Origin of the sequence: Mycobacterium parmense (assembly GCF_010730575.1) — a bacterium.
Taxonomy (GTDB): Bacteria; Actinomycetota; Actinomycetes; order Mycobacteriales; family Mycobacteriaceae; genus Mycobacterium; species Mycobacterium parmense.
In genome coordinates this window covers 100,408-125,189 of sequence record NZ_AP022614.1, presented here as the reverse complement: position 1 = coordinate 125,189, position 24,782 = coordinate 100,408, and the positions used below count along the sequence as shown (strand labels likewise).

General features: G+C 68.6%; 23 protein-coding genes and 1 pseudogene. 6 read left to right on the top strand and 18 right to left on the bottom strand.

Annotated elements, in window-relative coordinates:
* Positions 1-28: 28 nt before the first annotated feature.
* The 10 genes from G6N48_RS28560 to G6N48_RS00565 all read right to left on the bottom strand — a co-directional run bounded on the left by G6N48_RS28560 (position 29) and on the right by G6N48_RS00565 (position 14,778).
* Positions 29-1,627: a PE family protein gene (locus tag G6N48_RS28560; RefSeq protein ID WP_085269317.1), complete on the bottom strand. Its 1,599-nt coding sequence runs from the start codon at positions 1,625-1,627 to the stop codon at positions 29-31.
* 186 nt (positions 1,628-1,813) lie between these two features.
* Positions 1,814-3,682 (bottom strand): ABC transporter family substrate-binding protein, encoded by a 1,869-nt coding sequence (locus tag G6N48_RS00605; protein ID WP_085269458.1) that lies wholly within the window; start codon positions 3,680-3,682, stop codon positions 1,814-1,816.
* 55 nt (positions 3,683-3,737) lie between these two features.
* A complete protein-coding gene (typA, locus tag G6N48_RS00600; protein WP_085269318.1) occupies positions 3,738-5,627 on the bottom strand; it encodes a translational GTPase TypA in 1,890 nt (629 codons plus the stop codon).
* A 114-nt stretch (positions 5,628-5,741) separates the two neighbouring features.
* The gene (narI, locus tag G6N48_RS00595; protein ID WP_085269319.1) at positions 5,742-6,473 is read right to left on the bottom strand and encodes a respiratory nitrate reductase subunit gamma; all 732 of its coding nucleotides are present in this window, start codon (positions 6,471-6,473) and stop codon (positions 5,742-5,744) included.
* Complete coding sequence (gene narJ, locus G6N48_RS00590; protein ID WP_085269320.1) at positions 6,466-7,140, bottom strand: nitrate reductase molybdenum cofactor assembly chaperone; 675 nt, start codon at positions 7,138-7,140, stop codon at positions 6,466-6,468. Before narJ ends, narI begins: the two co-directional genes overlap by 8 nt.
* Entirely contained in the window at positions 7,137-8,750 is a 1,614-nt protein-coding gene (narH, locus tag G6N48_RS00585; protein ID WP_085269321.1) for a nitrate reductase subunit beta, read from the bottom strand. Before narH ends, narJ begins: the two co-directional genes overlap by 4 nt.
* 2 nt (positions 8,751-8,752) lie before the next feature.
* Positions 8,753-12,451, bottom strand: a complete 3,699-nt coding sequence (locus G6N48_RS00580) for a nitrate reductase subunit alpha (protein WP_085269459.1) — start codon at positions 12,449-12,451, stop codon at positions 8,753-8,755.
* Between the two features lie 256 nt (positions 12,452-12,707).
* Entirely contained in the window at positions 12,708-13,103 is a 396-nt protein-coding gene (locus tag G6N48_RS00575; RefSeq protein WP_085269322.1) for a (deoxy)nucleoside triphosphate pyrophosphohydrolase, read from the bottom strand.
* Between the two features lie 36 nt (positions 13,104-13,139).
* A complete protein-coding gene (locus G6N48_RS00570; protein ID WP_085269323.1) occupies positions 13,140-13,871 on the bottom strand; it encodes an SDR family NAD(P)-dependent oxidoreductase in 732 nt (243 codons plus the stop codon).
* A gap of 673 nt (positions 13,872-14,544) precedes the next feature.
* Positions 14,545-14,778, bottom strand: coding sequence for a hypothetical protein (locus G6N48_RS00565; protein WP_085269324.1), 234 nt, complete (start codon positions 14,776-14,778; stop codon positions 14,545-14,547).
* Positions 14,779-15,013: 235 nt separating this feature from the next.
* Here G6N48_RS00565 and G6N48_RS00560 point away from each other — a divergent pair, with 235 nt between their 5' ends.
* Entirely contained in the window at positions 15,014-15,298 is a 285-nt protein-coding gene (locus tag G6N48_RS00560; protein ID WP_085269325.1) for a 4a-hydroxytetrahydrobiopterin dehydratase, read from the top strand.
* On the opposite strand, the gene G6N48_RS00555 is transcribed toward G6N48_RS00560, so the two are convergent.
* A complete protein-coding gene (locus tag G6N48_RS00555; RefSeq protein ID WP_085269326.1) occupies positions 15,243-16,541 on the bottom strand; it encodes a mannosyltransferase in 1,299 nt (432 codons plus the stop codon). The two genes, G6N48_RS00560 and G6N48_RS00555, sit on opposite strands and share 56 nt — an antisense overlap.
* A 176-nt stretch (positions 16,542-16,717) precedes the next feature.
* On the opposite strand from G6N48_RS00555, the gene G6N48_RS00550 reads away from it, so the two are divergent.
* Complete coding sequence (locus tag G6N48_RS00550) at positions 16,718-17,416, top strand: hypothetical protein (protein ID WP_179969833.1); 699 nt, start codon at positions 16,718-16,720, stop codon at positions 17,414-17,416.
* 44 nt (positions 17,417-17,460) lie between these two features.
* Positions 17,461-18,459: an Rv1157c family protein gene (locus tag G6N48_RS00545; RefSeq protein ID WP_085269327.1), complete on the top strand. Its 999-nt coding sequence runs from the start codon at positions 17,461-17,463 to the stop codon at positions 18,457-18,459.
* A gap of 57 nt (positions 18,460-18,516) precedes the next feature.
* Here the strand turns inward: G6N48_RS00545 and G6N48_RS00540 are convergent, their stop codons facing one another.
* From G6N48_RS00540 to G6N48_RS00525, 4 genes are all read right to left on the bottom strand, one after another.
* Positions 18,517-18,663, bottom strand: a complete 147-nt coding sequence (locus G6N48_RS00540; RefSeq protein ID WP_063892814.1) for a hypothetical protein — start codon at positions 18,661-18,663, stop codon at positions 18,517-18,519.
* 28 nt (positions 18,664-18,691) lie between these two features.
* Complete coding sequence (locus G6N48_RS00535) at positions 18,692-19,267, bottom strand: HhH-GPD-type base excision DNA repair protein (RefSeq protein WP_085269328.1); 576 nt, start codon at positions 19,265-19,267, stop codon at positions 18,692-18,694.
* A 98-nt stretch (positions 19,268-19,365) separates the two neighbouring features.
* Positions 19,366-19,551, bottom strand: a complete 186-nt coding sequence (locus G6N48_RS00530; protein ID WP_085269329.1) for a DUF5302 domain-containing protein — start codon at positions 19,549-19,551, stop codon at positions 19,366-19,368.
* A 37-nt stretch (positions 19,552-19,588) separates the two neighbouring features.
* Positions 19,589-20,032 carry a PPOX class F420-dependent oxidoreductase gene (locus G6N48_RS00525; protein WP_085269330.1) on the bottom strand — a complete coding sequence of 148 codons (444 nt, stop codon included), beginning with the start codon at positions 20,030-20,032 and terminating at the stop codon, positions 19,589-19,591.
* A gap of 42 nt (positions 20,033-20,074) precedes the next feature.
* On the opposite strand from G6N48_RS00525, the gene G6N48_RS00520 reads away from it, so the two are divergent.
* Positions 20,075-20,596, top strand: coding sequence for a DUF1697 domain-containing protein (locus tag G6N48_RS00520; RefSeq protein WP_085269331.1), 522 nt, complete (start codon positions 20,075-20,077; stop codon positions 20,594-20,596).
* A gap of 12 nt (positions 20,597-20,608) precedes the next feature.
* Here the strand turns inward: G6N48_RS00520 and G6N48_RS00515 are convergent, their stop codons facing one another.
* Positions 20,609-20,986, bottom strand: coding sequence for a GntR family transcriptional regulator (locus G6N48_RS00515; protein ID WP_085269332.1), 378 nt, complete (start codon positions 20,984-20,986; stop codon positions 20,609-20,611).
* Positions 20,987-21,023: 37 nt separating this feature from the next.
* Here G6N48_RS00515 and G6N48_RS00510 point away from each other — a divergent pair, with 37 nt between their 5' ends.
* Entirely contained in the window at positions 21,024-21,737 is a 714-nt protein-coding gene (locus G6N48_RS00510; RefSeq protein ID WP_085269333.1) for an NAD-dependent deacylase, read from the top strand.
* Positions 21,738-21,757: 20 nt separating this feature from the next.
* Here G6N48_RS00510 and G6N48_RS28005 read toward each other — a convergent pair.
* Positions 21,758-21,874: pseudogene (locus G6N48_RS28005) on the bottom strand (hypothetical protein); the annotation flags it as partial.
* Entirely contained in the window at positions 21,867-24,200 is a 2,334-nt protein-coding gene (locus tag G6N48_RS00505; RefSeq protein ID WP_085269334.1) for an MMPL family transporter, read from the bottom strand. The pseudogene G6N48_RS28005 and the gene G6N48_RS00505, both read right to left, overlap by 8 nt.
* Before the next feature lie 305 nt (positions 24,201-24,505).
* Here G6N48_RS00505 and G6N48_RS28555 point away from each other — a divergent pair, with 305 nt between their 5' ends.
* Entirely contained in the window at positions 24,506-24,631 is a 126-nt protein-coding gene (locus G6N48_RS28555) for a hypothetical protein (protein ID WP_139825783.1), read from the top strand.
* Positions 24,632-24,782 lie beyond the last annotated feature (151 nt).

Here is a 24,782-nt window from a genome sequence, read left to right as displayed (position 1 = left end):
TCTGGCCGAAGCGCACGAGTGATCATGGTCACATCATCCCGGCGAGGTCGAAGCCCGCGGCCAGGGTCTGGTCGAACAGACCCTCGATGCCGCCGATGTTGCCGCCGTTGAAGACCAGCGACGACCCCCCGGCCAGAGCGCTGCTCAACGGCGGGAAGGGCGCCGCGCCGAGGACACTGTTGAGGGTCTGCTGGCCGGTGACCACGAACAGGTTGCCGATGTTGAAGGTGCGGTCGAGCGCTCCGTTGAACGCATTGGCGCCAAAGACGCTTGCCTCCCAGCCCATTTCGCTGTTCACCAGGCCGGTGTTGAAGGTCGTCTCCATGCCGTTCAAGCCGCCACCGGCGGTGCCGTCGATGCCTCCCAGGAAGTAGACCTGGGGGGCCGCCCAACCCTCCAGATTGCCGATCTGATGCTGCAGCGCGCCGTTTACCCCGGCGAGCAGCCCGCCGAACGGCGACTGCCACCCCGCCGCGCCCAGGGCCGTCGACAAGGTGGTTTGCACCACCCCGTTGCCGCTGACGATGCCCGTGCCGGCGCCGATGACGTCGAAGTCGAACAGGACCTTCTGGTCGAGGGCACCTGCGAGCCCGTTGATCCAGCCGTTGTTGCCGATGGCATAGCTCCCGGGCACGTAGAGGCCGTGGACGAACTGATACCAGGGCTGGCCCCAGCTGAAGCCGGGGCCGAAGCCCACGAGACCGGTGAACTGCGCGCCCAGCATGGTGTTGAAACCGATCTCGCCCGTCCCCAGCACGCTGTTCCAGAAGTTGAAGATGTCGTCGGGCACGCCGTTGAGCGCGCCGGCACCGCCGAACAGCGCGGTCTCGACCGCGAGCTCCTGGGCGACCAGGGACGAGTTGAAGCCGAACTCGCCGTTGATCAGGGCGCTGTTGAAACCGGTCTGCATGGCCTCCAGCTGCGTCATGAACGCAGCCGGCGAGCCGGCGGTGAGCAGCGCCCCGAAAGGCGCCACCGCGTTGGCCCACGCGGCGGGAACACCGGACAGCCCGGCCGACAGCCCGCCCGACAGAGCGGCGTTGAATTGGGCACCCAGCCCGGACAGGCCGGCGCTCATGCTGGCTCCCAGGCCCGGGCTGATCTGCAGGAAGCCGCCCAGTGTGGCGAGCGCGCCGGTCATACCGCCGGGCAGGGCGAATCCCGCTCCGGAAAGCCCGCCGGTCAAGGCTCCGCCCAGACCCGAGAGGCCACCGCCCAGCCCGCCGGACAGTGCGGTGTTGAGTGCAGCGCCGAGTCCGTTGATCCCCGCGCCGGCCTCGAGCCCGGCCAGCCCGCCGCCGAGGTCGACACCGAGGGCCGGAGCGGCGCCCGCCAGGGTCTGGACGATGTTGGCCTCGGCCGAGGCGTACGTGCCGGCACCGGCGGTCAGGGCTTGGACGAACTGTTCGTGGAATGCCGCGGCCTGGGCACTGAGCTGCTGATAGCCCGCCGCGTGAGCCGAGAACATCGACGCGATCTGGGTCGAAACCTCGTCGGCGGCCGCGGGCAACAGTCCCGTGGTCGCCGCCGCCGCCGCGAAGTTGGCCGACCCGATCGCCGAACCGAGGTTCGCCAGGTTTGCTGCCGCGTCCGCCATCAGCTCTGGCGCTGCGATCAGGAAAGACACTTTCGCTCCCTAGTACTCGACTTCAGCACTTGGGCCCAGTTGCCCGACGGCTGGTCGCAGAACTGCGTTCATGCTTACCTGAGAGTACGCCAGAAGGTATAAATCCGTCTACCGGTATCGTTTGACGAAGGTTTGATGACCAGCGCTTAAAGCGCATAAGCGCGGTAGAACGCCTATCGATGCAGGTCAGGGACCGGTTTTGACCCATTGTCCGGCGTCACCGACGATCCCGACGGGTACCGAACCCGAGAGACTGACGTTCTGCACGCTGGGTCCGGCGGCGACGATCGTGGTGTCCTGCAGGATCGGCAGCACCGTCGACATGTTCCACAACCGGGGTTCGACCGCGGTGATGACGTCGTTGATGTTCTTGGTGCCGTTGATCGCGGCGTCAATATTCGGCTGGATGCTGCGATCGCAGATTCCGGTGAGGTTCGACGGCGCCTGGACCAGCGCGCCGGAATCCGGCGGCCGGCTCGGCGTCGCCGTCGGCGTGGTGCCCGGCCCGGGAGCCGGCGTCACTCCCGCCGAACCGGAGCTGGTGGTCGTCGCCCCCGGCGCCGGCACCTGCGTCGTCTGCAGCGCGGGGCAGCCGTAGCGGGAGGCCAGCACAGTTGCCAGGTTCCCTCCCGCCTGGTGCCAGCCGACGATCGCGTCGACCCGGTTGTCGCTCAGCGCCTCGCGGTAGAGCGTCACCGGGTCCAGCGCCAGCACGGTCGCGGCGATGCCGACGTTGCGCAGCTGGTCGGCCGCGGTGTTGGCCACCGCCACCGAGGTGGGGTCGTTGGCCGCCACGCCGATCACCAGCGAAAGTTGTTGCCCGTCCTTGCTGATCCGGCCGCGGATGACTTCCGGTGGGGCGGTGCTCGCCGGTGTCGGCTCGGGCGACGCCGAAGCGTTGGGCTCGACGGTGTAACCGGCCCCCGCCAGCAGTGCCAGCGCCGCGGGGGTGGCCATCGCCGGGGGGGCGGTCGGCACGTACCCCGGGTCGCTCGGTGAGCGGATCTGGGCCTGGTCCAGGGTGACGGTGTTGTCGCTGCCGGCCCCCACGGCCGCGAGCAGGTCCACGTCGAGCAACCCGAGTATCGCCTTGCGGACCTGCGTGTCGGACAGCTTGGGCTCGTTGGCGCGCAATGTCAGCTGCATCACCCGCGGCGTCACGATCCGGGCGGTCCGCACGTCGGGGATCGCCGAGAGCTGCGCGAACGCAGCCGAACCGCCGTGCACCTGGGCCACCTGCGTGTCGCCGTTGCGGACGGAGTCGGCGAGCGCGGCGGGCGCGCCCGCCCGGCGGAACAGGATGAGCGCCGGCTTGGCGGGCGGGCCCCAGTAGCGGTCGTTGCGCGCGATGAGGATCTCGTCGCGCTGCGGGTCGATGCTCTCCACCCGGAACTGCCCGCCCGTCACCGGCATGGCCCTGGCCAGGCCGGCGGCGAAGCCGCCCGGCACGTCCTTGACGATATGCGCGGGCAGGATGTTGCTGAACAGTTCTTTCCACGCCGGGTACGGCTGCGCGAACGTGACGACCGCCTGCTTGCCGCCCTCCAGCGACTGCACCGAGGTGATGAGGTCGTAGCCGGCGGGGTCGACGACACCGGGCTGCCCGACCATCTGCCGCCAGAGGTACCAGAAATCGTCGGCCCCGATGGGGGCGTTGTCGGTCCACTGCGCCTCGGGCCGGATCTTGTAGGTCACCGTGAACGGGGCCTGGCTGGTCACCTCAGCCGACACCAACAGCGTCGGGTCCATCTCCCACCGCGAACCCGTGGCCGTGTTGGGGTCGGGCACCGGCCGAAAGGCGCTGGGCAGCACCAGCGCGCTGATCGCCGCGTTGACCGGGGAAAGGTCCGACAACAGGTGCGGGTTGAACCCCGCGCCGATCGAGTCGATGCCCATGATGATCTGGGTGACCCGCGGCGGCGGCGGGGGCGAGTTGTGCGGGGTGTCCGTGCTCTGCGGCGCCGGCGGCGGCTTGACCGTGCAGGCCGCCAGCCCCAGACCGATCAGCGACACCACGACACCGCCCGCGACGAGCAGCCGGCGGGCCCGGCTCAGCGCGCGGGCAACGACACGTTCGGCGAGCGTGAACCGGCCGGGACGCGCCAACTGACTAACCCCGGGCCTTGGCCCGCGCCCGGCTGCGCGCGCGGCTGGTGGCGTCCAGCTCGACCTTGCGGACCCGCACGATCTCCGGGGTGACCTCGACACATTCGTCGGGCGCACAGAACTCCATGGCCTGCTCCAAGTCGAGTTCCAGTGGGCGGGCCAGCGTTTCGATCACGTCGGCCGTCGAGGACCGCATGTTGGTGAGCTTCTTCTCCCGGGTGACGTTGACGTCGAGATCCTCGGCGCGCGGATTGATCCCGACGACCATGCCCTCGTAGGTGTCCTGACCGGGCTCGACGAAGAACTGGCCGCGGTCGGCGAGCTGGATCATCGCGAACGGTGTGATGGTGCCCGACCGGTCGGACACCAGCGACCCGGTGTGCCGGGCGCGGATCTCCCCCGCCCACGGCCGGTAGCCGTCGAAGACCGCGTTGGCGATGCCGGTGCCGCGGGTGAGCGTGAGGAAGTCGGTGCGGAAGCCGATCAGGCCGCGGCTGGGCACGATGAAATCCATGCGGACCCAGCCCGCCGCGTGGTTGGTCATCTCCTCCATGCGCCCCTTGCGGGCGGCCATCAATTGGGTGATGGCACCGACGAACTCGTCGGGGCAGTCGATCGTCATCGCCTCGAACGGCTCGTGCAGCCTTCCGTCGATCGTGCGGGTCACCACCTGCGGCTTGCCCACCGTGAGCTCGAAGCCCTCGCGGCGCATCTGTTCGACCAGCACCGCCAGGGCGAGCTCGCCGCGGCCCTGGACCTCCCACGCGTCGGGCCGGCCGATGTCCACGACCCGGATCGAGACATTGCCGACCAGTTCCTGGTCGAGACGGCTGCGGACCATGCGCGCGGTCAGCTTGTGGCCGGGCACCTTGCCCGCCAGCGGCGAGGTGTTGGTGCCGATGGTCACCGAGATGGCCGGCTCGTCGACGGTGATCCGCGGCAGCGCGTGGGCGTGGTCGGGATCGGCCAGCGTGTCGCCGATCATGATCTCCGGCAGCCCGGCCACGGCCACGATGTCACCGGCGATGGCCTCGTCGGTGGCGCTGCGCTCCACGCCCTCGGTCGCCAGCAGCTCGGTGATCTTGGCGCTGGTGATGACGGGCAGCCCGTCGACCTCGCGCATCCACGCGACCTGCTGGCCCTTGCGCAGCTTGCCGTTATAGATGCGAATCAGGGCCAACCGGCCGAGAAACGTCGACGCGTCGAGGTTGGTGACCAGCGCCTGCAATGGTGCCTCGGGATCCCCCGACGGCGGCGGGATGTGTTCCATCAGGACGTCGAACAGCGGGTCCAGGTTGTCACCCGCGGGGACCTCACCGTCGGCAGGCTCCTCGGTGCTGGCGATGCCCGCGCGGCCCGACGCGTAGAGCGTCGGCAATCCCAGCGCGTGCTCGGCGGCCTTGGCGGCTTCGTCGTCGAGGTCCGACGCGACGTCGAGCAAGAGGTCGTGGCTGGCCTCGACGACCTCGGCGATGCGCGCGTCGGGCCGGTCGGTCTTGTTGACGACGAGAATCACCGGCAGATGGGCGGCCAGCGCCTTGCGCAGCACGAACCGCGTCTGCGGCAGCGGGCCCTCGGACGCGTCGACCAGCAGCAGCACGCCGTCCACCATGGAGAGCCCGCGTTCGACCTCGCCGCCGAAGTCCGCGTGGCCCGGGGTGTCGATCACGTTGATGACCGTGACGGATCCGTCGGCGTTGTGGCGGTGCACGGCGGTGTTCTTGGCCAGGATGGTGATGCCCTTTTCCTTCTCGAGGTCACCGCTGTCCATGATGCGTTCCTGGGTGTCGTCGCCCCGATGGGTCAAGGCGCCGGACTGCCGCAGCATCGCGTCCACCAGGGTGGTCTTCCCATGGTCGACGTGGGCGACGATGGCGACGTTGCGGAATGACACGCGGTGATTGTGGCAGCGCGGGCTACGCATACGCGAACTGAGCAGGTCAAGGGGGCGCCGACACGCCGGGCGTCATCCGCGCCGAGGTCGCACGCTCGAGCACCCGGGTGAGCTCTACCAGCCCCGGCGGCGCGGCGCCGTGCCGACCAGCGCGCCCTTGTCCGCCGCCTCCCGGCTGCGGTAGACGATGTACGGCCGGAACAGGTAGAAGACGGGCGCGCTGAAGGCGTGCACCAGACGGGTGAACGGCCACAGCGTGAACAGCACCATGCCGATCAGCGCGTGCAGCTGGTAGTCGAACGGGGCTCGCACCATCACCTCGCCGTGCGGCTGCAGAATCCAGATGCCCCGGAACCACATGCCGACCGTGTACCGATAGTGAAACTCGCCGCCATGTGGTCCGGTGCCGATCAGGTCGCAGTACAGGCCGACCACGACGGCCAGCACCAGAACCACGTACATCACCTTGTCGCTGCGGGTTGTGGCCATGGACACCGGCGGTCGGGTGAATCGCCGGTAGATCAGCAACCCGATACCCGCCAGCGTGGCCAGGCCCGCGATCGATCCGGCGATCACCGCCTGCATGTGGTAGGCGTAATCGCTCACCTTCAGCGCGTGCGTCACCGACGGCGGGATGAACAACCCCATCACGTGTCCGGCGAACACCGCCAGGATCCCGAAATGAAAAACGGGGCTCGCGACCCGCAGCAGCCGCGACTCGTAGATCTGCGAGGAACGAGACGTCCAGCCGAACTTGTCGTAGCGGTAGCGCCACCAGGTGCCGACCAGCAACGTGGTCAGCGTGACATACGGCGCGATGTCCCAGAACAGCACGCTGCTACCCATTGGGTGCCCCCTTCCGGCGACGCGGCGGGACGGTCAAGTTGAACGGTTGCAGCCCAACGGATTCCGCAGGCGGGCCGGCCCGGGCGAGGCGTTCCGCACGACGTACGTCCTGATCGGTCGTCACCGGCAGGGTCGTGCAGACGGCCGCGATCGTGTGCGCGTAGGGCGATTCGGCGTCGTCCAGGGCGGCCCGCAGCACGTCGATCGGGACCCGGTGCTCGGTGAGCAGCCGCCGCCCGGCTTCGGGATCGACTGTGGCCGCGAACTCGAGCACGACGGGAAGGTGGTCGGGGGCCTCGGCGCGCGGCGGCTGCACACCCGCGTGCCGGTAGGCGGTCGCGAATTCGAGCATCTCGCGGCCGCGGTTGCGGGTGTCCCCCGCCGTCCAGTACGTCAGGTACATCGTGGCGCGCCTGCGCATGTCGAAAGTCGCGACGTAATCCATTGCGGCGCCCATCGCCTCGCGGCGACGCAGCGCCGCGGCCGTCCGGGCAAGCAGCGCCGCGGCCCCACCGTCGATGTGGCCCAGCAGTTCATCGACGGTGTCCAACCGCCGGGCCAGCGCGTCGTCCGGATACGCGAGCAGCAGCGAGGCCGCCTGCCACACGGCGCGATCCTGCATCGTCGCCGCGCCCGCGCGTTCGCGCAGCCTGGCCAGCACCCTCATCGCTGCTGCTCTTCGGGGAACATTTCGGCGGGCACCCGGCCGCCATCCCAGTTGAGGAGGTTGACCCGGGTCGCGCGCCCGCCGTCCCGTCGCTTGACCGCATGGAAGCTCTCGACGGCGACGGGCACCGGATCGCCGGTCTCGTACATTCCCGGTCCGCCCTCACCGGAAAGCGAGCAACCCATCTGCTCCAGCTCGCGCGCCTGGGGACTGAAGGCAGTCGGAATAACATAGCGCTCTTCGTATTTCGCGATGGCCAGCAGGCGGTACATCTCGTAGATCTGCTCTTCGGTGAGCCCGACGGAATGCGGTATGTGCGGCTGGGTCTGTCGCCCGAGGTTGATGTCACGCATGTACGAGCGCATGGCCGCCAGCCGGCGCAACACGGCTTCGACCACGGTCGTGTCGCCGGCGCTGAACAGTTCGGCGAGGTATTGCATGGGGATGCGCAGCGCCTCCAGAGCGCCGAACAGGTTGCCGACGTCCTCGCCGTCGTGACCGTCGCGGCTGACCGCGTCGACCACGGGCGACAGCGGCGGGATGTACCAGACCATGGGCATGGTGCGGTATTCCGGGTGCAGCGGCAGCGCCACCTTGTAGGTGTGGATCAGCGCGTAGATCGGGGAGCGCTGCGCGGCCTCGATCCACTCGTCGGAGATCCCCTCGGCGCGCGCACCGGCGATCACTTCCGGGTCGTTGGGATCCAGGAGGATTCGTCGCTGCGCCTCGTAGAGGTCGGTGTCGTTTTCCACCGATGCCGCCTCCAGGACCCGGTCGGCGTCGTAGAGCACCAGGCCCAGGTAGCGCAGCCGGCCCACGCAGGTCTCCGAGCAGATGGTCGGCAGGCCGACCTCCATCCGCGGGTAGCACAGCGTGCACTTCTCGGCCTTGCCGGTCTTGTGGTTGAAATACACCTTCTTGTAGGGACATCCGGAGACACACATCCGCCAGCCCCGGCAGCGGTCCTGATCGACCAGCACGATGCCGTCCTCGCTGCGCTTGTACATCGCGCCAGAGGGGCACGAGGCCACGCAGGAGGGGTTCAGACAGTGCTCGCAGATCCGCGGCAGATAGAACATGAAGGTCTCTTCGAGGGAGAGCCGGACGCTGTCATTGACGTCGTTGATCTTTCGAAGGATCGGGTCGTCGGCCAGAATCTCCGGAGAGCCGGACAGGTTGTCGTCCCAGTTGGGTCCCCAGGTGATCTTCATGGGCTTGCCACTGATCAGGCTCCTCGGCGCGGCCGTCGGGAAGGTGTCGCCCGCGGGCGCCGTGGTCAGGTTCTCGTAGTCGTAGGTCCACGGCTCGTAGTACTCGTCGATGGTGGGCAACTTCGGATTGGCGAAGATCCGCAGCAGCTTGCTGATGCGGCCGCCGTCGCGCAGCCGCAGCCTGCCGCGCTTGTCGCGGATCCAGCCGCCACGCCAGCGCCCCTGGTCCTCGTAGGTGCGCGGATAGCCTTGCCCGGGGCGAGTTTCGACATTGTTGAACCACACATACTCGGTGCCGGAACGGTTGGTCCATGCCTGTTTGCATGTCACCGAGCAGGTATGGCAGCCGATGCATTTGTCGAGGTTCATCACCATCGCCAGTTGTGCCATGACTTTCATGGTCAGTAGGTCACCTCCTGGCCGCGGCGGCGCACCACGGTCACCTCGTCGCGCTGGTTGCCGGTGGGGCCCATGTAGTTGAACGCGAACGCATGCTGGCCGTAGCCACCGGCGAGGTGGCTGGGCTTGATCCGTATCCGCGTCAGCGCGTTGTGGTTGCCGCCGCGCTTGTTGTTGGTCTCGGTGCGCGGCGTGTCCACCGTGCGTTCCTGCACGTGGTAGACGAACACCACGCCGTCGGGCATGCGATGCGAGACGATCGCGCGGCACACGTAGATGCCGTTGGTGTTCACCGCCTCGACCCAATCATTGTCGCGCACACCGATTTTCGCCGCATCGCCGGGACTCATCCACATGGTGGGACCACCACGCGACAACGTGAGCATGTACAGGTTGTCCTGATAGGTGGAGTGGAACGACCACTTCGAGTGCGGCGTCAGATACCGCACGGTGAGCCCGATTCCGTCGTCGGTGGGGCCGAGCTCGGGCTGACCGAACAACCGCGCCATGTCCAGCGGCGGACGGAAGACGGGCAGATGCTCGCCGAGCTCCTCCACCCAGTCGTGGGCCAGGTAGAAGTGCATCCGCCCGGTCAGGGTGTGGAACGGCTTGAGATTTTCGATGTTGACGGTGAACGGCGCGTAGCGGCGGCCGCCCGTCTCACTGCCCGACCACTCCGGGCTGGTGTTCACCTGGACGGGACGGGCCTGGGTATCGGCGTAGGTGACGCGGCGGTCTTCGCTGCCCTCGGCCAGGTGCGCGAGCCGCTGGCCGGTGCGCTTCTCCAGCTCGCGGAAACCCTCTACCGCGAGGCGACCGTTGGTCGTTCCGGACAGCGCCAGCAGCACGTCGGCCATCCGGGCGGCGGTGGTGATGGCCGGACGGCCGGCGGCCACACCGGAATCCATCACGCCGAACTTGGCCGCCAGCTCCTCGACCTCCCGGAACGGCTGTACGGTCACGCCTTTGGTGGTCAGACCGAATGTCTCCACGAGCGGCCCCAGCGTCAGCCATTTGTCGTAGACGGCGCCGTAGTCGCGCTCCACCACGGTGAGCTTCGGCATCGTCCGCCCCGGCGTCGGCGTCACGCCGGTATGCAACCAGTCGTTTTCGGTGCCGTCGGGGTAGACCATCGCGTCCGGAGTGTCGTGCTGCAGCGCGGTGAGCACCACATCGCTGCGGGTGCCCAGATGACGTTTGGCCATCGCGCTGAACGCACGTGCGATGGCGCCGAAAGCGTCGAAATCCGAACGGGTTTCCCAGGGCGGGTCGGTCGCGGCGCTGAACGCGTGCACGTACGGATGCATGTCGGTGCTGGAAATATCGGCCTTCTCGTACCAGGTCGCCGCAGGAAGCACCACGTCCGACACCAAAGTCGTCGATGTCATCCGGAAGTCGATCGACATCATCAAGTCGAGCTTGCCGTCCGGGATGTCCCCGTCGCAGGTCACGTCGACCGGCCGTATCCCGTCGGCCGGGGGCTCGGCCTGGACGTTGGAATCGGTACCCAAGAGATGACGCAGGAAGTACTCGCCGCCCTTGCCCGACGAGCCGATCAGGTTGGCCCGCCACACCGTAAGCACCCGCGGCCAGTTCGCGGGATTGTCGGGATCGGTGACGGCCAGCTTGAGTTCCCGCCGCCCGAGTTGCTCGGCGACATACTCGGCGACGTCGCGACCCGCGGCGCGTGCCTCGTCGGCCACGTCCAGACTCGATCGGTCGAACTGGGGATAGAACGGGCTCCAGCCCATGGCCGACGCCGAGGCCAGCAGGTCCATGGTGTGCTTGCCCGCGAACCGGCCCCGGCCCAGCGGGCTGGACAACTTGTCGGCCGCATAGCCGTCGTAACGCCACTGGTCGGTGTGGACGTACCAATACGAGGCGCCGGGCACCTGGCGCGGCGGCCGCACCCAGTCGGTCGCCATCGCCATGGTCTGAAATCCGGTGAGCGGCCGCACTTTCTCCTGCCCGACGTAGTGGGCCCAGCCGCCGCCGTTGCGGCCCATCGACCCGGTCAGCATCAGCAGGGCCAGCACCGCGCGGTAGGTGGCGTCGCCGTGGAACCACTGATTGATGCCGCTGCCCATGATGATCATCGATCGGCCGCCGGATTCCTCTGAGCTGCAGGCGAATTCGCGGGCCACCCGGATGGCCTGCGCCGCCGACACTCCGGTGATGGCCTCCTGCCACGCCGGGGTGTTCTGCTGGGTCGCGTCGTCGTAGCCGGTGGGCCAGTCGCCGGGCAGGCCCGGGCGCGCGACCCCGTAGTGGGCGAGCATCAGGTCGAAAACCGTGCACACCGTGTGCTTTCCGATCCGGCGCACCGGAACGCCGCGTGCGATCGTCGTGCCCTCGCCGTTGACGGTGTCGAAGCTGGGCAAGTGCACCACCGCGGCGCTGGAGCCCCCGTTCGTGCCGTGCGCGTCGCGCACGCTCAGCGCGGGCGCCAGGTCGCCGAGATCGAGGTTCCACTTGCCCACGCCGTCCTCGCCGTAGCGGAAACCCAGCGAGCCGTGCGGCACCACCGCCGAACCGGTGACTTCGTCCAGTACCGCCGGCTTGAGCGCCGCGTTCTCGACCGCCTCGCCCAGGTCGGCCGCCGTGAGGTTCTTGCCCGGCACCAGCATGCCGCCGCGCTCTTCCAGCTTGATCAGAAACGGCAGGTCGGTGTATCGGCGCGAGAAGTCAACGAAGAACGGAACCTGTTTGTTGACATAGCATTCCGAGAGGATGACGTGCCCCATCGCCATGGCCAGCGCGCCGTCGGTGCCGGCGGCGCAGGGCATCCACTCGTCGGCGAACTTGGTGTTGTCGGCGTAGTCGGGGCTGACGCTCACGACCTTGGTTCCGCGGTAGCGCGCCTCGGCCATCCAGTGCGCATCGGGGGTCCTGGTGATCGGGACATTGGAGCCCCACATCATCAGGTAGGCCGCATCCCACCAGTCCCCCGATTCGGGCACGTCGGTCTGGTCGCCGAACACCTGCGGGGAAGCCACCGGAAGGTCGGCGTACCAGTCGTAGAACGACGTCATGGCGCCGCCGATGAGTTCGAAGAACCGCGAGCCGGCGGCGTAGGACACCATCGACATCGCCGGGATCGGGGAGAAGCCGGCGACCCGGTCCGGACCGTAGGTCTTGATGGTGTGCACGTGGGCGGCGGCGATCAGTTCGGTGGCCTCGGCCCAGGTGACCCGCACCAGCCCGCCCTTACCGCGGGCGCGTTGGTAGCGGCGGCGGCGTTCGGGATCGGCCTGAATGTCCGCCCACGCCAGAACCGGATCGCCCAGGCGCGCCTTGGCCTCCCGGTACATCTGCATCAGCTCGCCGCGGGCGTAGGGGTAGCGCACCCGGGTGGGCGAATAGCTGTACCAGGAGAACGACGCGCCGCGGGGACACCCGCGCGGCTCGTATTCGGGCCGGTCCGGGCCCACCGACGGGTAGTCGGTCTGCTGGGTCTCCCAGGTGATGATCCCGTCCTTGACGTAGATCTGCCACGAGCACGATCCGGTGCAGTTGACGCCGTGAGTGGACCGGACCACCTTGTCGTGGCTCCACCTGTCGCGGTAGAACACGTCGGCTTCGCGGCCGCCGCGACGCGTGACCGTGCGCAGATCCGCCGAGAACTCGCCCGGGGTGAAGAATCGTCCGCTGCGCTCGAGGAGCTCCTCGAGAGGTCCACCAATGTGCGGTGTGGCAGTCAACGGCGCCCTCCTCATCCGTCGCGTCGCTCGGTCTCGCCGGGCCGTTCGCTCGACCCTCGCCGCGGTGGTCTCGGATACCCGGTCCGTCAAGCCGCACGCCCGCGACCGAAGCGGTCGGCGCGCGGTCGGCCCCCAAGCGCCGGACCTCCCGGCTGATCCGAACATCGTTTGTTACAAGTCGGGTTGTTATATCTCAAGTTGACGTTCGTGACCTTCAGCGGGCCTGTCCAAAGCCTGCCGATCGACTGTGGACTGGTTATGAGAGGGCGCGTGTCAGGTCGTCGAGCCAGCCTCGGTCGGCGGGCACCCAGTCGACGTCGCGCAGCTCCCCGGCGCTCACCCAGCGCAGGGCGCCGTGGTCGCGCGCGTCCGGCTCGCCCCGGATGAGCCGCACCCGATAAGCCCGCAGCGTCAGCGTGTCGTTCACCGCGATGTCCGGCCCGAGGCGATCACCGACCACGACGTCGCGGGCCTGCAGGCCCAGCTCCTCGGCCAACTCGCGGGCCAGCGCGTCGCGTTCGCTCTCGCCCGGCGCTACCTTGCCGCCGGGCAGTTCCCAGCGGCCGGCCAACTCCGGCGGGCGCAGCCGCTGTGCCACCAACACCGTGGAGCCGCAGATAACGGCGCCCGCGACGACGATCTGTGTCGGCATGGGCAGTGACGGTATACGGTCGCGGCGCGACGCCGTCTATGCCGGCGGGTTGGTGAGCCGCTGAATCTGTCCGTAGGCGTTGATCGGGCTGTACAGCGCGAGCCCGCCGTCCGCGAACAGCGTTTGACCCGTCACCCAGCGCATGCCGAGCAGCCCCACGATGGCCTCGGCGATGTCGTCGGCCTCCCCCAGCCGCCCGAGCGCGGTGCGTTCGGTCAGTCCCTCGACCCAGCCCGGGAGCGCCTCCGGTTTGGCCAGCATCGGCGTGCGCGTCACGCCCGGGCCCACGGCGTTGACCCTGATTCCGTGCCGGCCCCATTCGGCCGCGGCCACCCGCACCAGCATGTCGATGCCGGCCTTGGACACGCAGTAGGCGCCCATGTCCCGGTCCGCGATGGTGCCGCTGATGCTCGACACGGCCACGATCGACCCGCCGGCGCCGCCCTCGGCCATGGCTTGCGCGACGGCGCGCAGTGTCAACCACGTTCCGGTCAGGTTGACATCGAGGACGCGGCGCCATTGCTCCGGTGTCTGTTCGAGCAGCAGGCCGCTGGCGCCCACCCCCGCACAGGCAACCAGGCGGGTCGGCGGTCCGTGCCGGGCGACCGTGGCCGCGATGGCGGTCGACACCGCGTCCGGATCGCTGACGTCGCAATCGATGTCACCGCCCGTAATGTCCCATACGGTCACGTCGTCGCCCGCCCGGCGCAGCCGCTCCACCACCGCCCGGCCGATCCCCGACGCCCCGCCGGTGACTACGGCCGGCATCCGACGCTCCCCCGGCCACGACACCCGTTGCTTCTCACAGACACGGATTCTCCTCAGTCGGGCCGACTTCGGGTAGAGCGCCCCCCGCGCGGGCCTGTTCGGGATCGCTCCCGTCCACCCGGGCAAACGCGGCGGTACGGTGAAGCCATGGCTGTGTTCTGCGGCAGCCAACGCCGTACCTCACCTGGGGAAACATAGCAAACCCGGTACCGGTGTAGGGGTCGTTATTCGCAACCAATTTCTCGCCTGATGACGGTGGGACGGTGGAAATCGGATGAAGTTGGATCATCGACGGCATCCCAATGAAGATGTCCATCGCCTGGCGCCGCCCTATGCGCGTGTAACCCAGGTTGGGCCTATGCGCTGGGTGCGCAGGGAATTCGTCATGTGCGACCTGGCCCTTAAGCCGTTCCCGGACAACAACAACGCGCATGGCCATCGACACTTTAACGATGGGATAACAACGGTTTAGTCCCCAGATACGTTGTGCCGCATGATATTTAGACTCAGCTGCGGAGACGGCCTTAGGAACCGGGCCGCGGGAAGGAGACGGGATACCGGGCAAATCCGGGTCGGATGCGTGTCACGCGAGTTGGGTTGCGGCGTGCTGATACTTGGGAAATTTGGCTGGCGGGGAAGCCCCACCCCGGTGCCCTGCACCAAAATTTTCGGATTAGTTTCCGTCCGTCAGATGGGGCATCCAGTACATGTTCTTGCCGTCGGATGTACGCACGCAGTACAGCGTCTGCCCGGCGACATCCTGCGTGGTGGCGTGCCAGACCTGACACGGGTCACCCTGGATCGTGGTCGCGGGGGTAGGTGCCTGCGGGACTGGAGCGAAGGCGATGGCCGCTGCCGCTGCGACCACACCGATCAGTTGTCCCATCCCGTCATTCCTCTCGCTCATACCTGTGTTCTCTAGATGCCGCGAAATCCTCATATCGAGGGTAATACCCCCGTTCACACCATGGGTTAAATTCCGGCGAAAACGACCCCGGACGCGTCAGACCGTGCGGCAACGCAGGCCCGTGGGCCGCAGTCGGATAGGGATGGGGATCGGGATCAAACCGCCCTCACGGCGCCACGGCTAAGGCGTAAAATGGCATTTAGCAAGCGTTTTCGTGCAGAGAAAGGTTGCGGATATGGCTGTGTTAACCGATGAGCAAGTAGACGCCGCACTGCCCGGCCTGAACGGATGGGAGCGCGCCGACGGCGCCCTGCGCCGGTCGATCAAGTTCCCGTCGTTCCTCGCCGGCATCGACGCCGTGCGCCGGGTGGGCGAGCACGCCGAGAGCAAGGACCATCACCCGGACATCGATATCCGTTGGCGTACAGTCACTTTCGCGCTCGTCACGCACTCCGAGGGTGGCATCACCGAGAAGGACGTGGACATGGCGCGCGACATCGACGGGATCGTCGCAGAGTAGTCCCGGTCGCGGCGATCCAGCCCAACGTCGCCACCGCCGCCACGACGTAGACCAGCCCCGCCCAGGCCAGGTACCACGGCCGGCTGATCTGCCAGATCGTCGGCTGCGCGAAGCTCAGCAGCCACGGCACGCCGACCAGGGTGAGCGCCAGCCATCCCCATCCCACGATCCGCGCGCCGGCGCGCTCGCGCAGCGGCCCGTGGATCGCCCACATCATCAACGGCACCAGCCACACCCAGTGATGGCTCCACGAGATCGGCGAGAGCAGCAGTCCGAACAACTCGACCACCAGCAACTTGCCCAGCCGGTCCGAGCCGTCCAGCGCCGTCCAGGCCAGGATGGCCAGCACCGCGGTGACGCCGATGGCGACCAAGACCAGCGGACCGAACCCGGCGTCGTGCCCCAGGATGCGGGAGATGCCGCCCCGCCACGATTGGTTGAACGACGTGGCGATCGGCCCCACCCGGTGCGCGTCACCCAGCAGAACCGTGAAGTAGTAGCGGGTTTGGTCGCCGACGATCAGAGCCGACACGCCGACGGTGGCCACGAAGACGAGCGCCGAGAACGCCGCCGCGCCCCATCGCCGGACGCCGGCCAGATACACACCCGAGATCGCCGGGGTCAGCTTGATTCCGGCCGCCAGCCCGATCAGTAGCCCCGACAGCCACCAGCGGGTGCTCGCGACCGCCCACAGGACGGCGAGCATCAGCGCGACATTGACCTGTCCATAGTCGAATGTGCTGCGCATCGGCTCAATCCAGATGCAGACCGCCGTCCACAGCATCGCGATCCGGTGGCCCCCCGCGGAGCCCATCAGTCGCTGGCTCACCCGGACCGCGCCGTACAGCGCGGCCACCGTCGCGAGTTGCCAGAGGAAGGCGACCGGGCCGAACGGCAGCAGGTGCAGCGGGTAGAAGACGATCGCGGCGAAGGGCGGATAGGTGAAGGGCAGCGGGAAGTCCGGCGTCTGGTCGGCGTAGACGTAGCGGTACAGGGTGCCCGGATGGTCGATCGCGGCCGCGCCGCCGAGGTAGACGTGCAGGTCGACGAAGTTCGCGCCGTGCGCAGTGAGGTAGGTCCAGGCGAAGCGCGCCGCGACGCTCGCGATGAACAAGGCCGGCGCCGCCGCGACCGCAGGACTCGCCGACCGCCGGGAGTGGGATGCCGCCGCGGCGGCCGAGGTCGTGTCTATGCGCCCGACTTTAGCGATCGCGGCGGCCACCGGGCCATCGTCGGCGGTCACCGCCGGTATCGGGCAGGCCCGGCGGGTGTGCCTCCCCGGCAAACTCGCGGCTCGGCCGGGTCACCGCCGTCACTCGTATCGATAACGATCAAATAAATGCCACACGTGTCACTTGAGTCCCATCAGTAACACCGTAGTTTCGGCGGCGGACCAGTCGTCGAATACCAGGGAGAATCATGCCAACCATCTGGACCTACTTGCGTGCAACCGCCGTCGTCGTCGGTTCGTCCGCCGCGCTACTCACGGGCGGCATCGCCCACGCCGACCCGGCGCCGCCGGTGCCGGACGTGTCGAGCATCCCGCAGCAGCTGATCGCCTCGGCGGCGAACGCGCCGCAGATCCTGCAGAACCTCGCCACCGCGCTGGGCGCGACCCCGCCGGCCGCCCCGGCGACTCCGGGGATCAGCTTCCCGGGCGTTCCGGCCGCGGGCGCGACGTCACCGGTGTCGTCGCCGGCGGGCCTTCCGTCGATTCCGGGCCTCACGCCTCCGGCCGCCAGCACTCCTGCCGCCCCGGCTGCGAGCCCGTCCGGCATCCCCGGCCTGATCCAGGGCCTGACCCAGCAGCCGGCAGCCGCGCCCGCGGCGCCCACCGGTCCGGCCGCTTCGTCGCTGCCGGGTCTTCCGGCCGTCCCCGGGCTCTCGACGCCCGCCGCGCCCGCGACCCCGCCCACCCCTCAGCTCCCGCAGGCGCAGGTCAACATGCCGGCGTTGCCGTCGGGCCTGGGGGCCAACGTGCCGCCGAAGCTGACGCTTCCGCAGGATCTGACGGCACTGGCGACGGGACAGGCTCCGGGCACGCCGGCGGCACCGGCCGCGCCGGCCAACCCCGCAGCACCGACACCGTCGTCGGGCCTGCTCGCCGCCCTGCCCTGATCAGCCCGTCAGACGGCTAACCACTACCGAGACCGGAGGACGTCATGGCAAGCAGTTGGAATCTTTCCAAGGGTTTGGCCGCTGTCGCCATGGCATCGGCTGCCGCGTTCGGGATGTCCCCGAACGCGGCGGCCGACCCGGCGCCGCAGCCGACACCGCAACCCAAGTCGGCCGCCCCGCAGCTGCCGGGCCTACCCGCGTTGTCGGAGCTGAGCCCGATCATCCAGCAGGCGGCCGGTGATCCCCAGCAGGCCACCCAGCTGTTGATGGCCGCCGCGCAGGCGTTCGCGCACAACCCGAGTGCCCCCTCCGAGTCGAAAAGCGTTGCCGCGTCAGTGAATCAGTTCGCCGCCACACCGGCAGCGCCGGCCGCCGCACCCGTGCCCGACGGCGCGCCGGTCCCCCACGTGCCGGCGGCGGGAATCGAACCCGGCGCACAGTCACACCTGCCAACCGGCATCGACCCGGCCCACGCCGCGGGTCCGGCTCCACTGGCCGCTCCGGCACCTGCGCCGTCGGCCGCGGCACCCGCACCGGCGCCTGCCCCCGCGGCCGCACCCGCCGCGGCACCCGCGCCGGATGCCGTACCGGCGCCGGCTCCCGCGCCGAGTCCCGCGCCGAACTTCGGGCCTGACGCACCGCCCACGCAGGACTTCATGTATCCCTCGATCGGTACGAACTGCCTCGCGGACGGCACCAGTGCCATCGCGACCGCGTTGTCGGTCGCGGGACCGGCCAAGATCCCGACACCCGGTCCGGGTCCCGGCCAGACCGCCTACGTCTTCACCGCGGTCGGCACCCCCGGTCCCGCCGAGGTGCAGAAGCTGCCCTTGAACGTCACCTGGGTCAACCTGACCACGGGCAAGTCCGGGACGGTCGCGCTCAAGCCGCGCACCGACATCAACGCCGAGGGACCGACGACGCTGACCGCGATCGCCGACACCGGTTCGGGCAGCATCATGTCGACGATCTTCGGGCAGGTCACCACCAAGGAGAAGCAGTGCCAGTTCTTGCCCACGATCGGCTCGACGGTCGTGCCCTGAGCGGCCGTTCGTTCGAAAGGGCGCGTCTCACCGCGACGGTGACACGCGCCCTTTCGCTCAGTAGGCCATGAACAGTATGGCGTCGCGGTCGTAGTCGAGGCCCGGGTGCACGCTGGCCAGGTGAGCCTGCGTCAGCTCAACCAGCTCGTCCTCGTCCTTGCCGACAATGGCCTCGCCGCACGGGCACGTAATGTGGGTCTTCACGTTGCCGCCCTTCCCTTCTGGTGACCGGCTACTTCGCCGCCTTGGCCGCCGCCTTCATCTGCTTCTTGTGTGATCGCACCTGCCCGAGCGAACGGGCGTCGACGATATCGGCGACGGATATGTGTGTGCCGGGCCGGCCGAAGTCCCCGGCCGCTTCGCGCCAGCCCGACGGCGTCACCCCGTACTGCTTGCCCAGCAGCGCCAGGAAGATCTGCGCCTTCTGCGCCCCGAAACCGGGCAGCTCCTTGAGTCGTCGCAGCAGTTCCCTGCCGTCGGGCTCGCCGTCTGTCCACAAGCCGGCCGCATTGCCGCCGTAGACCTCCACGATGATCTGCGCGAGCGCCTGGATGCGCTTGGCCATCGATCCCGGAAAGCGGTGTATCGCCGGCTTCTGGGAGCACAAGGCCGCGAACTTCTCCGGGTCGTAGTCGGCTATCTCCCCGGCGTCGAAGCCACCCATCCGGTCCGCGATCTTCTTGGGCCCCGCGAACGCGGTCTCCATCGGCACCTGCTGGTCGAGCAGCATGCCGACGAGCAGCGCGAACGGGTTGTCATCCAGCAGAGCGTCGGCGGCCGGGTCTTGGACGAGCTGCAGTTTCGGCACCCGTTCATCTTAGAACCGGCGCTGCGGTAGCGCGCCGGGGGCTTTCATGGGGGGTCGGCAGAGGCCCGATTGAACGAAACCGCCTCTACCGCAGAACTTCAGCCACTCTTGCGGCGGAATTCCCGACGGTTCTCCACCGGACCGTGCGCCCGCGACTGCTTGCCCCGGCCGTCCTTGTGCTCCGATGCCCCCGCCGACTTGGACATCTTGCGGTCCAGGGCTTCCCGGAACTTGCGCTTGGTGTCGTCTTCCGACTCCGACTCGGGAGACTTCGATGCGGCCATAGCGGCAGCCTAGCGCCCACTCGCCGATTGCGGGCGGCTAACGCACACCCGGCGGCATGCCGTAGACGTGTGAGATCGGCAGCGTCAGCAGCACCCGCCGGTCGGTGACCATCGCCCGCCGGTAGTCATCCCAGTCGGGATGCTCGCCGGCGACGTTGCGGTACAAGGCAATCAGCGCCTCGACGGTGTCGTCGTCGGGGGCCGCCGCGGGCGGCGTCAGTTCGGCCGTTCCCTCGGCGACTGCGTAGGACCAACCGTCGTCGGCGTCGACCAGCAGCGACGCGCGCGGGTCGCGGCGCAGGTTTCGCGTCTTGGCCCGCGGCTCGGTGATCGACACGCGCAGCACCATGTCGCGTGCCTCGAAGTGATACCGCACGATCGAGAGCTGCGGGCGGCCGTCGCGTTTGATCGTGGCCAGCGCTCCCAGGGAGTTCCCGCTGATCACGGCCAAGAGCTTGTCGTCGATGACATGGCGTCCCATGCCGACGACTCTACGTCGCGGCAGGCCTGGTGAAATCGGTTCATGACCAAATATGCCGCCTTCCTGCGCGGCGTCAACGTCGGCGGCGTGAATCTCATGATGGCCGAGGTGGCCGCAGCGCTGACCGACGCGGGATTTACCGGGGTGCGCACCATCCTGGCCAGCGGAAACGTGCTGCTGGAGTCCCCGGCCACGGCGGCCACCGTGCGCAAGAAGGCGGAGGCCGCGCTGCGCGACAGGTTCGGCTACGACGCCTGGGTGCTGGTCTACGCGCTCGACGCGGTGCGCTGCCTCGTCGAGGCCTACCCGTTCGAGCGCGAGGTCGACGGATACCAGTCCTACATCACCTTCGTCGCCGACAAAGCGGTGCTCACCGAGCTCGCCGCCCTCGCCGACGGCGCCGGTCCGGACGAGAAGATCAGTCCCGGCGAGGGCGTCCTCTACTGGCAGGTGCCCAAGGGCAGCACGCTGGACAGCGCGGTCGGCAAGACGATGGGCAAGCCGCGCTACAAGTCGTCGACCACCACGCGCAATCTGCGGACACTGGCAAAAGTGCTGCGGTAGCGGCCGGTTGGGCTAGCGACGGTTTCCGTCGTCGCCAACTTCCTCGACGTAACGCACGGCGTCGGCCTTGCTCAGCCCCAATCGGGCTGCCACGTCCAGGTATTCGCGTGCCGCGGCCGCCATGGCGGCGTCGGTCGGGTCGTAGCGGGCGATGAAAGTCCCGAATCGGCCGCGGGTTTCGATGATGGCCGCGGTCTCCAGCTCACGGTAGGCGCGGGCCACGGTGTTGGCGGCGACGCCCAGCTGACCGGCCAGGTCCCGTACCGTCGGCAGCCGGGTGCCCGGGGGCAGCGCGCCGTCGCGGACCCCGTCGATGACCTGCGTCCTGAGCTGGTCGAACAGCGGCCTGCCCGCCTTCGTGTCGACCCGCAACCACTCGCTCAGTTCCACCCACTCAGTATGTCCCCGGCGCGACTATCTTTGTGAGATGCGAATAACGGTCCTGAGCGGCGCGGGAATCTCCGCCGAGAGCGGCGTGCCGACGTTCCGCGACGACAAGAACGGGCTGTGGGCGCGCTTCGATCCCTACGAGTTGTCCAGCACCCAGGGATGGCGTGACAATCCCGAGCGGGTCTGGGGCTGGTATCTGTGGCGCCACTACCTGGTGGCCGACGTGATGCCCAATGCGGGGCACCGGGCGATCGCCGCCTGGCAGGACCACGTCGAGGTCAGCGTCGTCACCCAGAACGTCGACGACCTGCATGAGCGCGCCGGCAGCGCGCCGGTGCATCACCTGCACGGTAGCCTATTCGAATTCCGTTGCGCCAGTTGCGGTATGCGCTACAACGGCGACCTGCCGCAGATGCCGGAACCGTTGCTCGAGGTCGAACCGCCGGTCTGCCACTGCGGCGGCCTGATCCGGCCCGACATCGTGTGGTTCGGTGAGCCGCTGCCCGACGAGCCGTGGCAGCGCGCCGTCGAAGCGACCGAGGCCGCCGACGTGGTGGTGGTCGTGGGCACTTCCGCGATGGTCTATCCGGCGGCCGGTCTGCCCGAGCTCGCGCTGGCGCGCGGCACGGCCGTCATCGAGGTCAACCCCGAGGTCACGCCGCTGACCCACAACGCCACGATCAGCATCCGCGAGCCCGCCAGCCGGGCCCTGCCCGGGCTGCTGCAGCGGTTGCCCGCACTACTGAGCTAGGCGGCCGGGTCCGGTCGGCGCCGCAGCGCCTCAGCTTCGTGGGCGGCAACGAACGGCCAGATCCGCGCGAAGAGCGGATTGTCGAGCCTGGGATTCGTTGCCGGCGTCACGTTCGCCGCTGCGCCCTCGCTAGCCAATCTTGGTGACCGACTCCGTGACCGGACGCCCGTTGTGCCCCAGCGGCGCGTCGCTCCGCTCGGGGCTCGCGGCCTGCGCAGCGGGCGCCTCGGTGATGCCCAGCCGGTCGTGCAACCACGCCAGCGGGGCGGGCGCCCACCAGTTCCAACGCCCCAGTATGTGCATGAACGCCGGGACCAGGACCATTCGCACCAGCGTGGCGTCCGCGATGACCGCCAGCGTCAGGCCCATGCCGAACATCCGCATGAACGACACGTGCGCGGGCATCAGCGCGGCGAACGACATCGACATCACCAGCGCCGCGGCGGTGATCACCCGGCCGGTGCGGGCGACACCCAGCGCAACGCTCTCGTCGTTGGCGGCGCGCGCCTCGGCGGGGCTCGGCGTCGCCGGCCGGGCCGCGCCCGAGGCCAGCCAGTACTCCCGGATCCTCGAAACCAGGAAGACCTCGTAGTCCATGGACAGGCCGAATGCGATGCAGAACAGCAGGACGGGCATGTTCGCCACCAACGTGCCGCTCGGCGTCGTGCCCAGCGCTCCCCAGTGGCCGTCCTGGAAGATCCAGACCAGTGCGCCGAAGGCCGCGCTCAGCGACAGAACATTGCAGACCAGCGCCTTGAGCGGCAGCAGCACGCTGCCCGTGAGCAGGAACAGCAGGCAGCACGTGATGAGGGCCATCAGTCCCAGCACCGGCGCGAGCCGGTGCGTCACGGCGTTCACGCTGTCCCGGTTGACCTGCGCGACGCCGGCCATCTCGACCGGCCGGCCCGCCGGCCCGGGCACCGCGTGCAGCCGGGAGAGCTGGGTGGCCGAGGCGGGCGAGAACAGCGGCGCCGTGCTGCTCACGGTCAGGAAGGCACTGCCGTCGGCCATCCCGGCGGCCGCGGCGGGCGGGCTCACCAGTTTGCCTGCGACGAACGTCCCCGTCGGCGAGGTCACCGCCGACACGTCGGGCACCTGCGAGAGGGCGACGGCGTACGTGTCGAGGTCGGCCGGTCCCAGGCCTTGCGCGTCGGGGATGACGACGGGCACCGCCGTCGCGGAGTCGTGCGCGAAGTTGTGCCGCAACTGCTCACCGACCTGATGCGCCGACGCCGACCGCGGCAGCACCCGCTCGTCCGGGAAGCCCCATTTCACCGAGGCGAACGGGACGCCGAGCAACACCAGGAACGCGATGACGGCCAGGCCGACGGGTAGCCAGTGCCGCATCACGAACTTGCTGGACCGGTACCAGAACAGCTGCTCGACGGGCTTGGGTGCCGGGTCCCCCCTGCCTGAGATACGCCGCAGCAGCCGGCGCACGTCCAGGGCGTCCAGCCGCGGGCCCAGCAGGACGATCGCGGCCGGGGTGAGCACGATGGACGCGATGGCGACGAACGCCACCGTGGCGATGCCCGCGTAGGCGAACGACTTGAGGAAGTACATCGGGAACAGGGCCGTGGCCGACATGGACAGCGCAACCGTGACCGCGGAGAACAACACCGTGCGTCCCGACGTGACCATGGTGCGGACCAGCGCGTCGTGGCGGTCCCGGCCCTCGGCCAACTCGTCGCGGTAGCGGCTGACGATCAGCAGCGTGTAGTCGATGGCCAGCGCCAAACCCATCGCCGTGCTCAGGTTGAGCGCGAAGATGGACACCTCGGTGGTGAACGTCATGAGGTGCAGCACCGACATGGAGCCCACGACGGCCAATGCGCCCAGGGCCATCGGCAGCGCCGCTGCCAGCAGCCCGCCGAACACCCAGATCAACACGAGGAAGCTCAGCGGGATCGCGATCGCCTCCATCTCCAGGAGGTCTTTCTGGTTCTGGGTGTTGATCTGCGCGTAGACCATGGCCGTGCCACCCGCGCGGACGGTGACACCGTCGCGGTCGTGGACGAAGTCGTCCGACAGGGTCTGGGCGTATTTCTGCGCGTTGTTCTCACCGCCCTTGAGGTTGACCACGATCAGTCCCGTTTTGCCGTCGGTGCTGATCAGGTCGGCGGACGCCTGCGGGGGCGCGGTCCAGGGCGAGGTCACGTTGTACACCAGCGGCGAGCGCTGCAGGACGCCGGCGAGATCGGTGCCCACCTTGGCGGCCTGTTCGCTGCGGGCGCCGTCGGGCGCGGTGACCAGGATGAGCATCTGCTGATCGCTCTGCCCGAACTTGTGCCGGAGCACATCGAGGGCGTGGGAGGACTCGGAGTTGGGGTCCTGGAACCCGCCGGCGGAAAGGGTCTTGGCGACCGGGATCCCGAACACCGCGGCGGCCACGAAAACCAGAACACCGATGGCGATGATGCGCCGCGGCGCGGCGATGGCCAGACGCGCGATCCCCTGCAGCATATTTCGAGCCCTCCCCGCCGCCGGGCCCGAGACCCGGCCGCGCTACCGGCGATAACTTAACAACGCTAAGTAACAGGTGCCGAACAGCTCCTGCCACCTCTACGAAGGCCGCATCCGTTTGGTTCACCGCAAACGTCAAACCTGCCCGAGAGTAAGAGTCCGGCAAGAAAAGTATGCGTCAGGTGAGCAGATCAGGAGGCGGATTGGCCCCCTTACCGGCGAGAAACCTACCGGCCAGTAAATTGCCACCATTTTCCGAATGGGGACTCAAAGATTCCTTAAGGGCGGCCCATACGCTCATGGACATGTGGATCGACGACTCAAGTGCCGACGTCATCAAAGCTGACTTCGAAGCCCTCTACCACGGCGACATGCTCGTCGAGGGCGTCACCTCAGAGCAGTTCGAAGACTCGCTGCCGACGGCGAGTTGAGGTAACCCATGAGTGTGCTTGCGCGCCTTTTAATGGCCGAACCCGCCGTCAGTCGATGGTTCCGCCGCTAGCCGACGGATCCCTCGCCGAGTTAGGAAAGCCCCCCGCGACGCGGGGGGCTTTCCTTGTCTCCGGTGTCTCCGGTGTCTCC

Coding starts and splice junctions, on each gene's coding strand:
- narI (WP_085269319.1), bottom strand. CDS start 6,473: ATGGGTAGCAGCGTGCTGTTCTGGGACATCGCGCCGTATGTCACGCTG.
- narJ (WP_085269320.1), bottom strand. CDS start 7,140: ATGAGGGTGCTGGCCAGGCTGCGCGAACGCGCGGGCGCGGCGACGATG.
- narH (WP_085269321.1), bottom strand. CDS start 8,750: ATGAAAGTCATGGCACAACTGGCGATGGTGATGAACCTCGACAAATGC.
- G6N48_RS00575 (WP_085269322.1), bottom strand. CDS start 13,103: ATGCCGACACAGATCGTCGTCGCGGGCGCCGTTATCTGCGGCTCCACG.
- G6N48_RS00570 (WP_085269323.1), bottom strand. CDS start 13,871: ATGCCGGCCGTAGTCACCGGCGGGGCGTCGGGGATCGGCCGGGCGGTG.
- G6N48_RS00565 (WP_085269324.1), bottom strand. CDS start 14,778: ATGAGCGAGAGGAATGACGGGATGGGACAACTGATCGGTGTGGTCGCA.
- G6N48_RS00560 (WP_085269325.1), top strand. CDS start 15,014: ATGGCTGTGTTAACCGATGAGCAAGTAGACGCCGCACTGCCCGGCCTG.
- G6N48_RS00550 (WP_179969833.1), top strand. CDS start 16,718: ATGCCAACCATCTGGACCTACTTGCGTGCAACCGCCGTCGTCGTCGGT.
- G6N48_RS00545 (WP_085269327.1), top strand. CDS start 17,461: ATGGCAAGCAGTTGGAATCTTTCCAAGGGTTTGGCCGCTGTCGCCATG.
- G6N48_RS00530 (WP_085269329.1), bottom strand. CDS start 19,551: ATGGCCGCATCGAAGTCTCCCGAGTCGGAGTCGGAAGACGACACCAAG.
- G6N48_RS00525 (WP_085269330.1), bottom strand. CDS start 20,032: ATGGGACGCCATGTCATCGACGACAAGCTCTTGGCCGTGATCAGCGGG.
- G6N48_RS00520 (WP_085269331.1), top strand. CDS start 20,075: ATGACCAAATATGCCGCCTTCCTGCGCGGCGTCAACGTCGGCGGCGTG.
- G6N48_RS00510 (WP_085269333.1), top strand. CDS start 21,024: ATGCGAATAACGGTCCTGAGCGGCGCGGGAATCTCCGCCGAGAGCGGC.
- G6N48_RS00505 (WP_085269334.1), bottom strand. CDS start 24,200: ATGCTGCAGGGGATCGCGCGTCTGGCCATCGCCGCGCCGCGGCGCATC.
- G6N48_RS28555 (WP_139825783.1), top strand. CDS start 24,506: ATGTGGATCGACGACTCAAGTGCCGACGTCATCAAAGCTGACTTCGAA.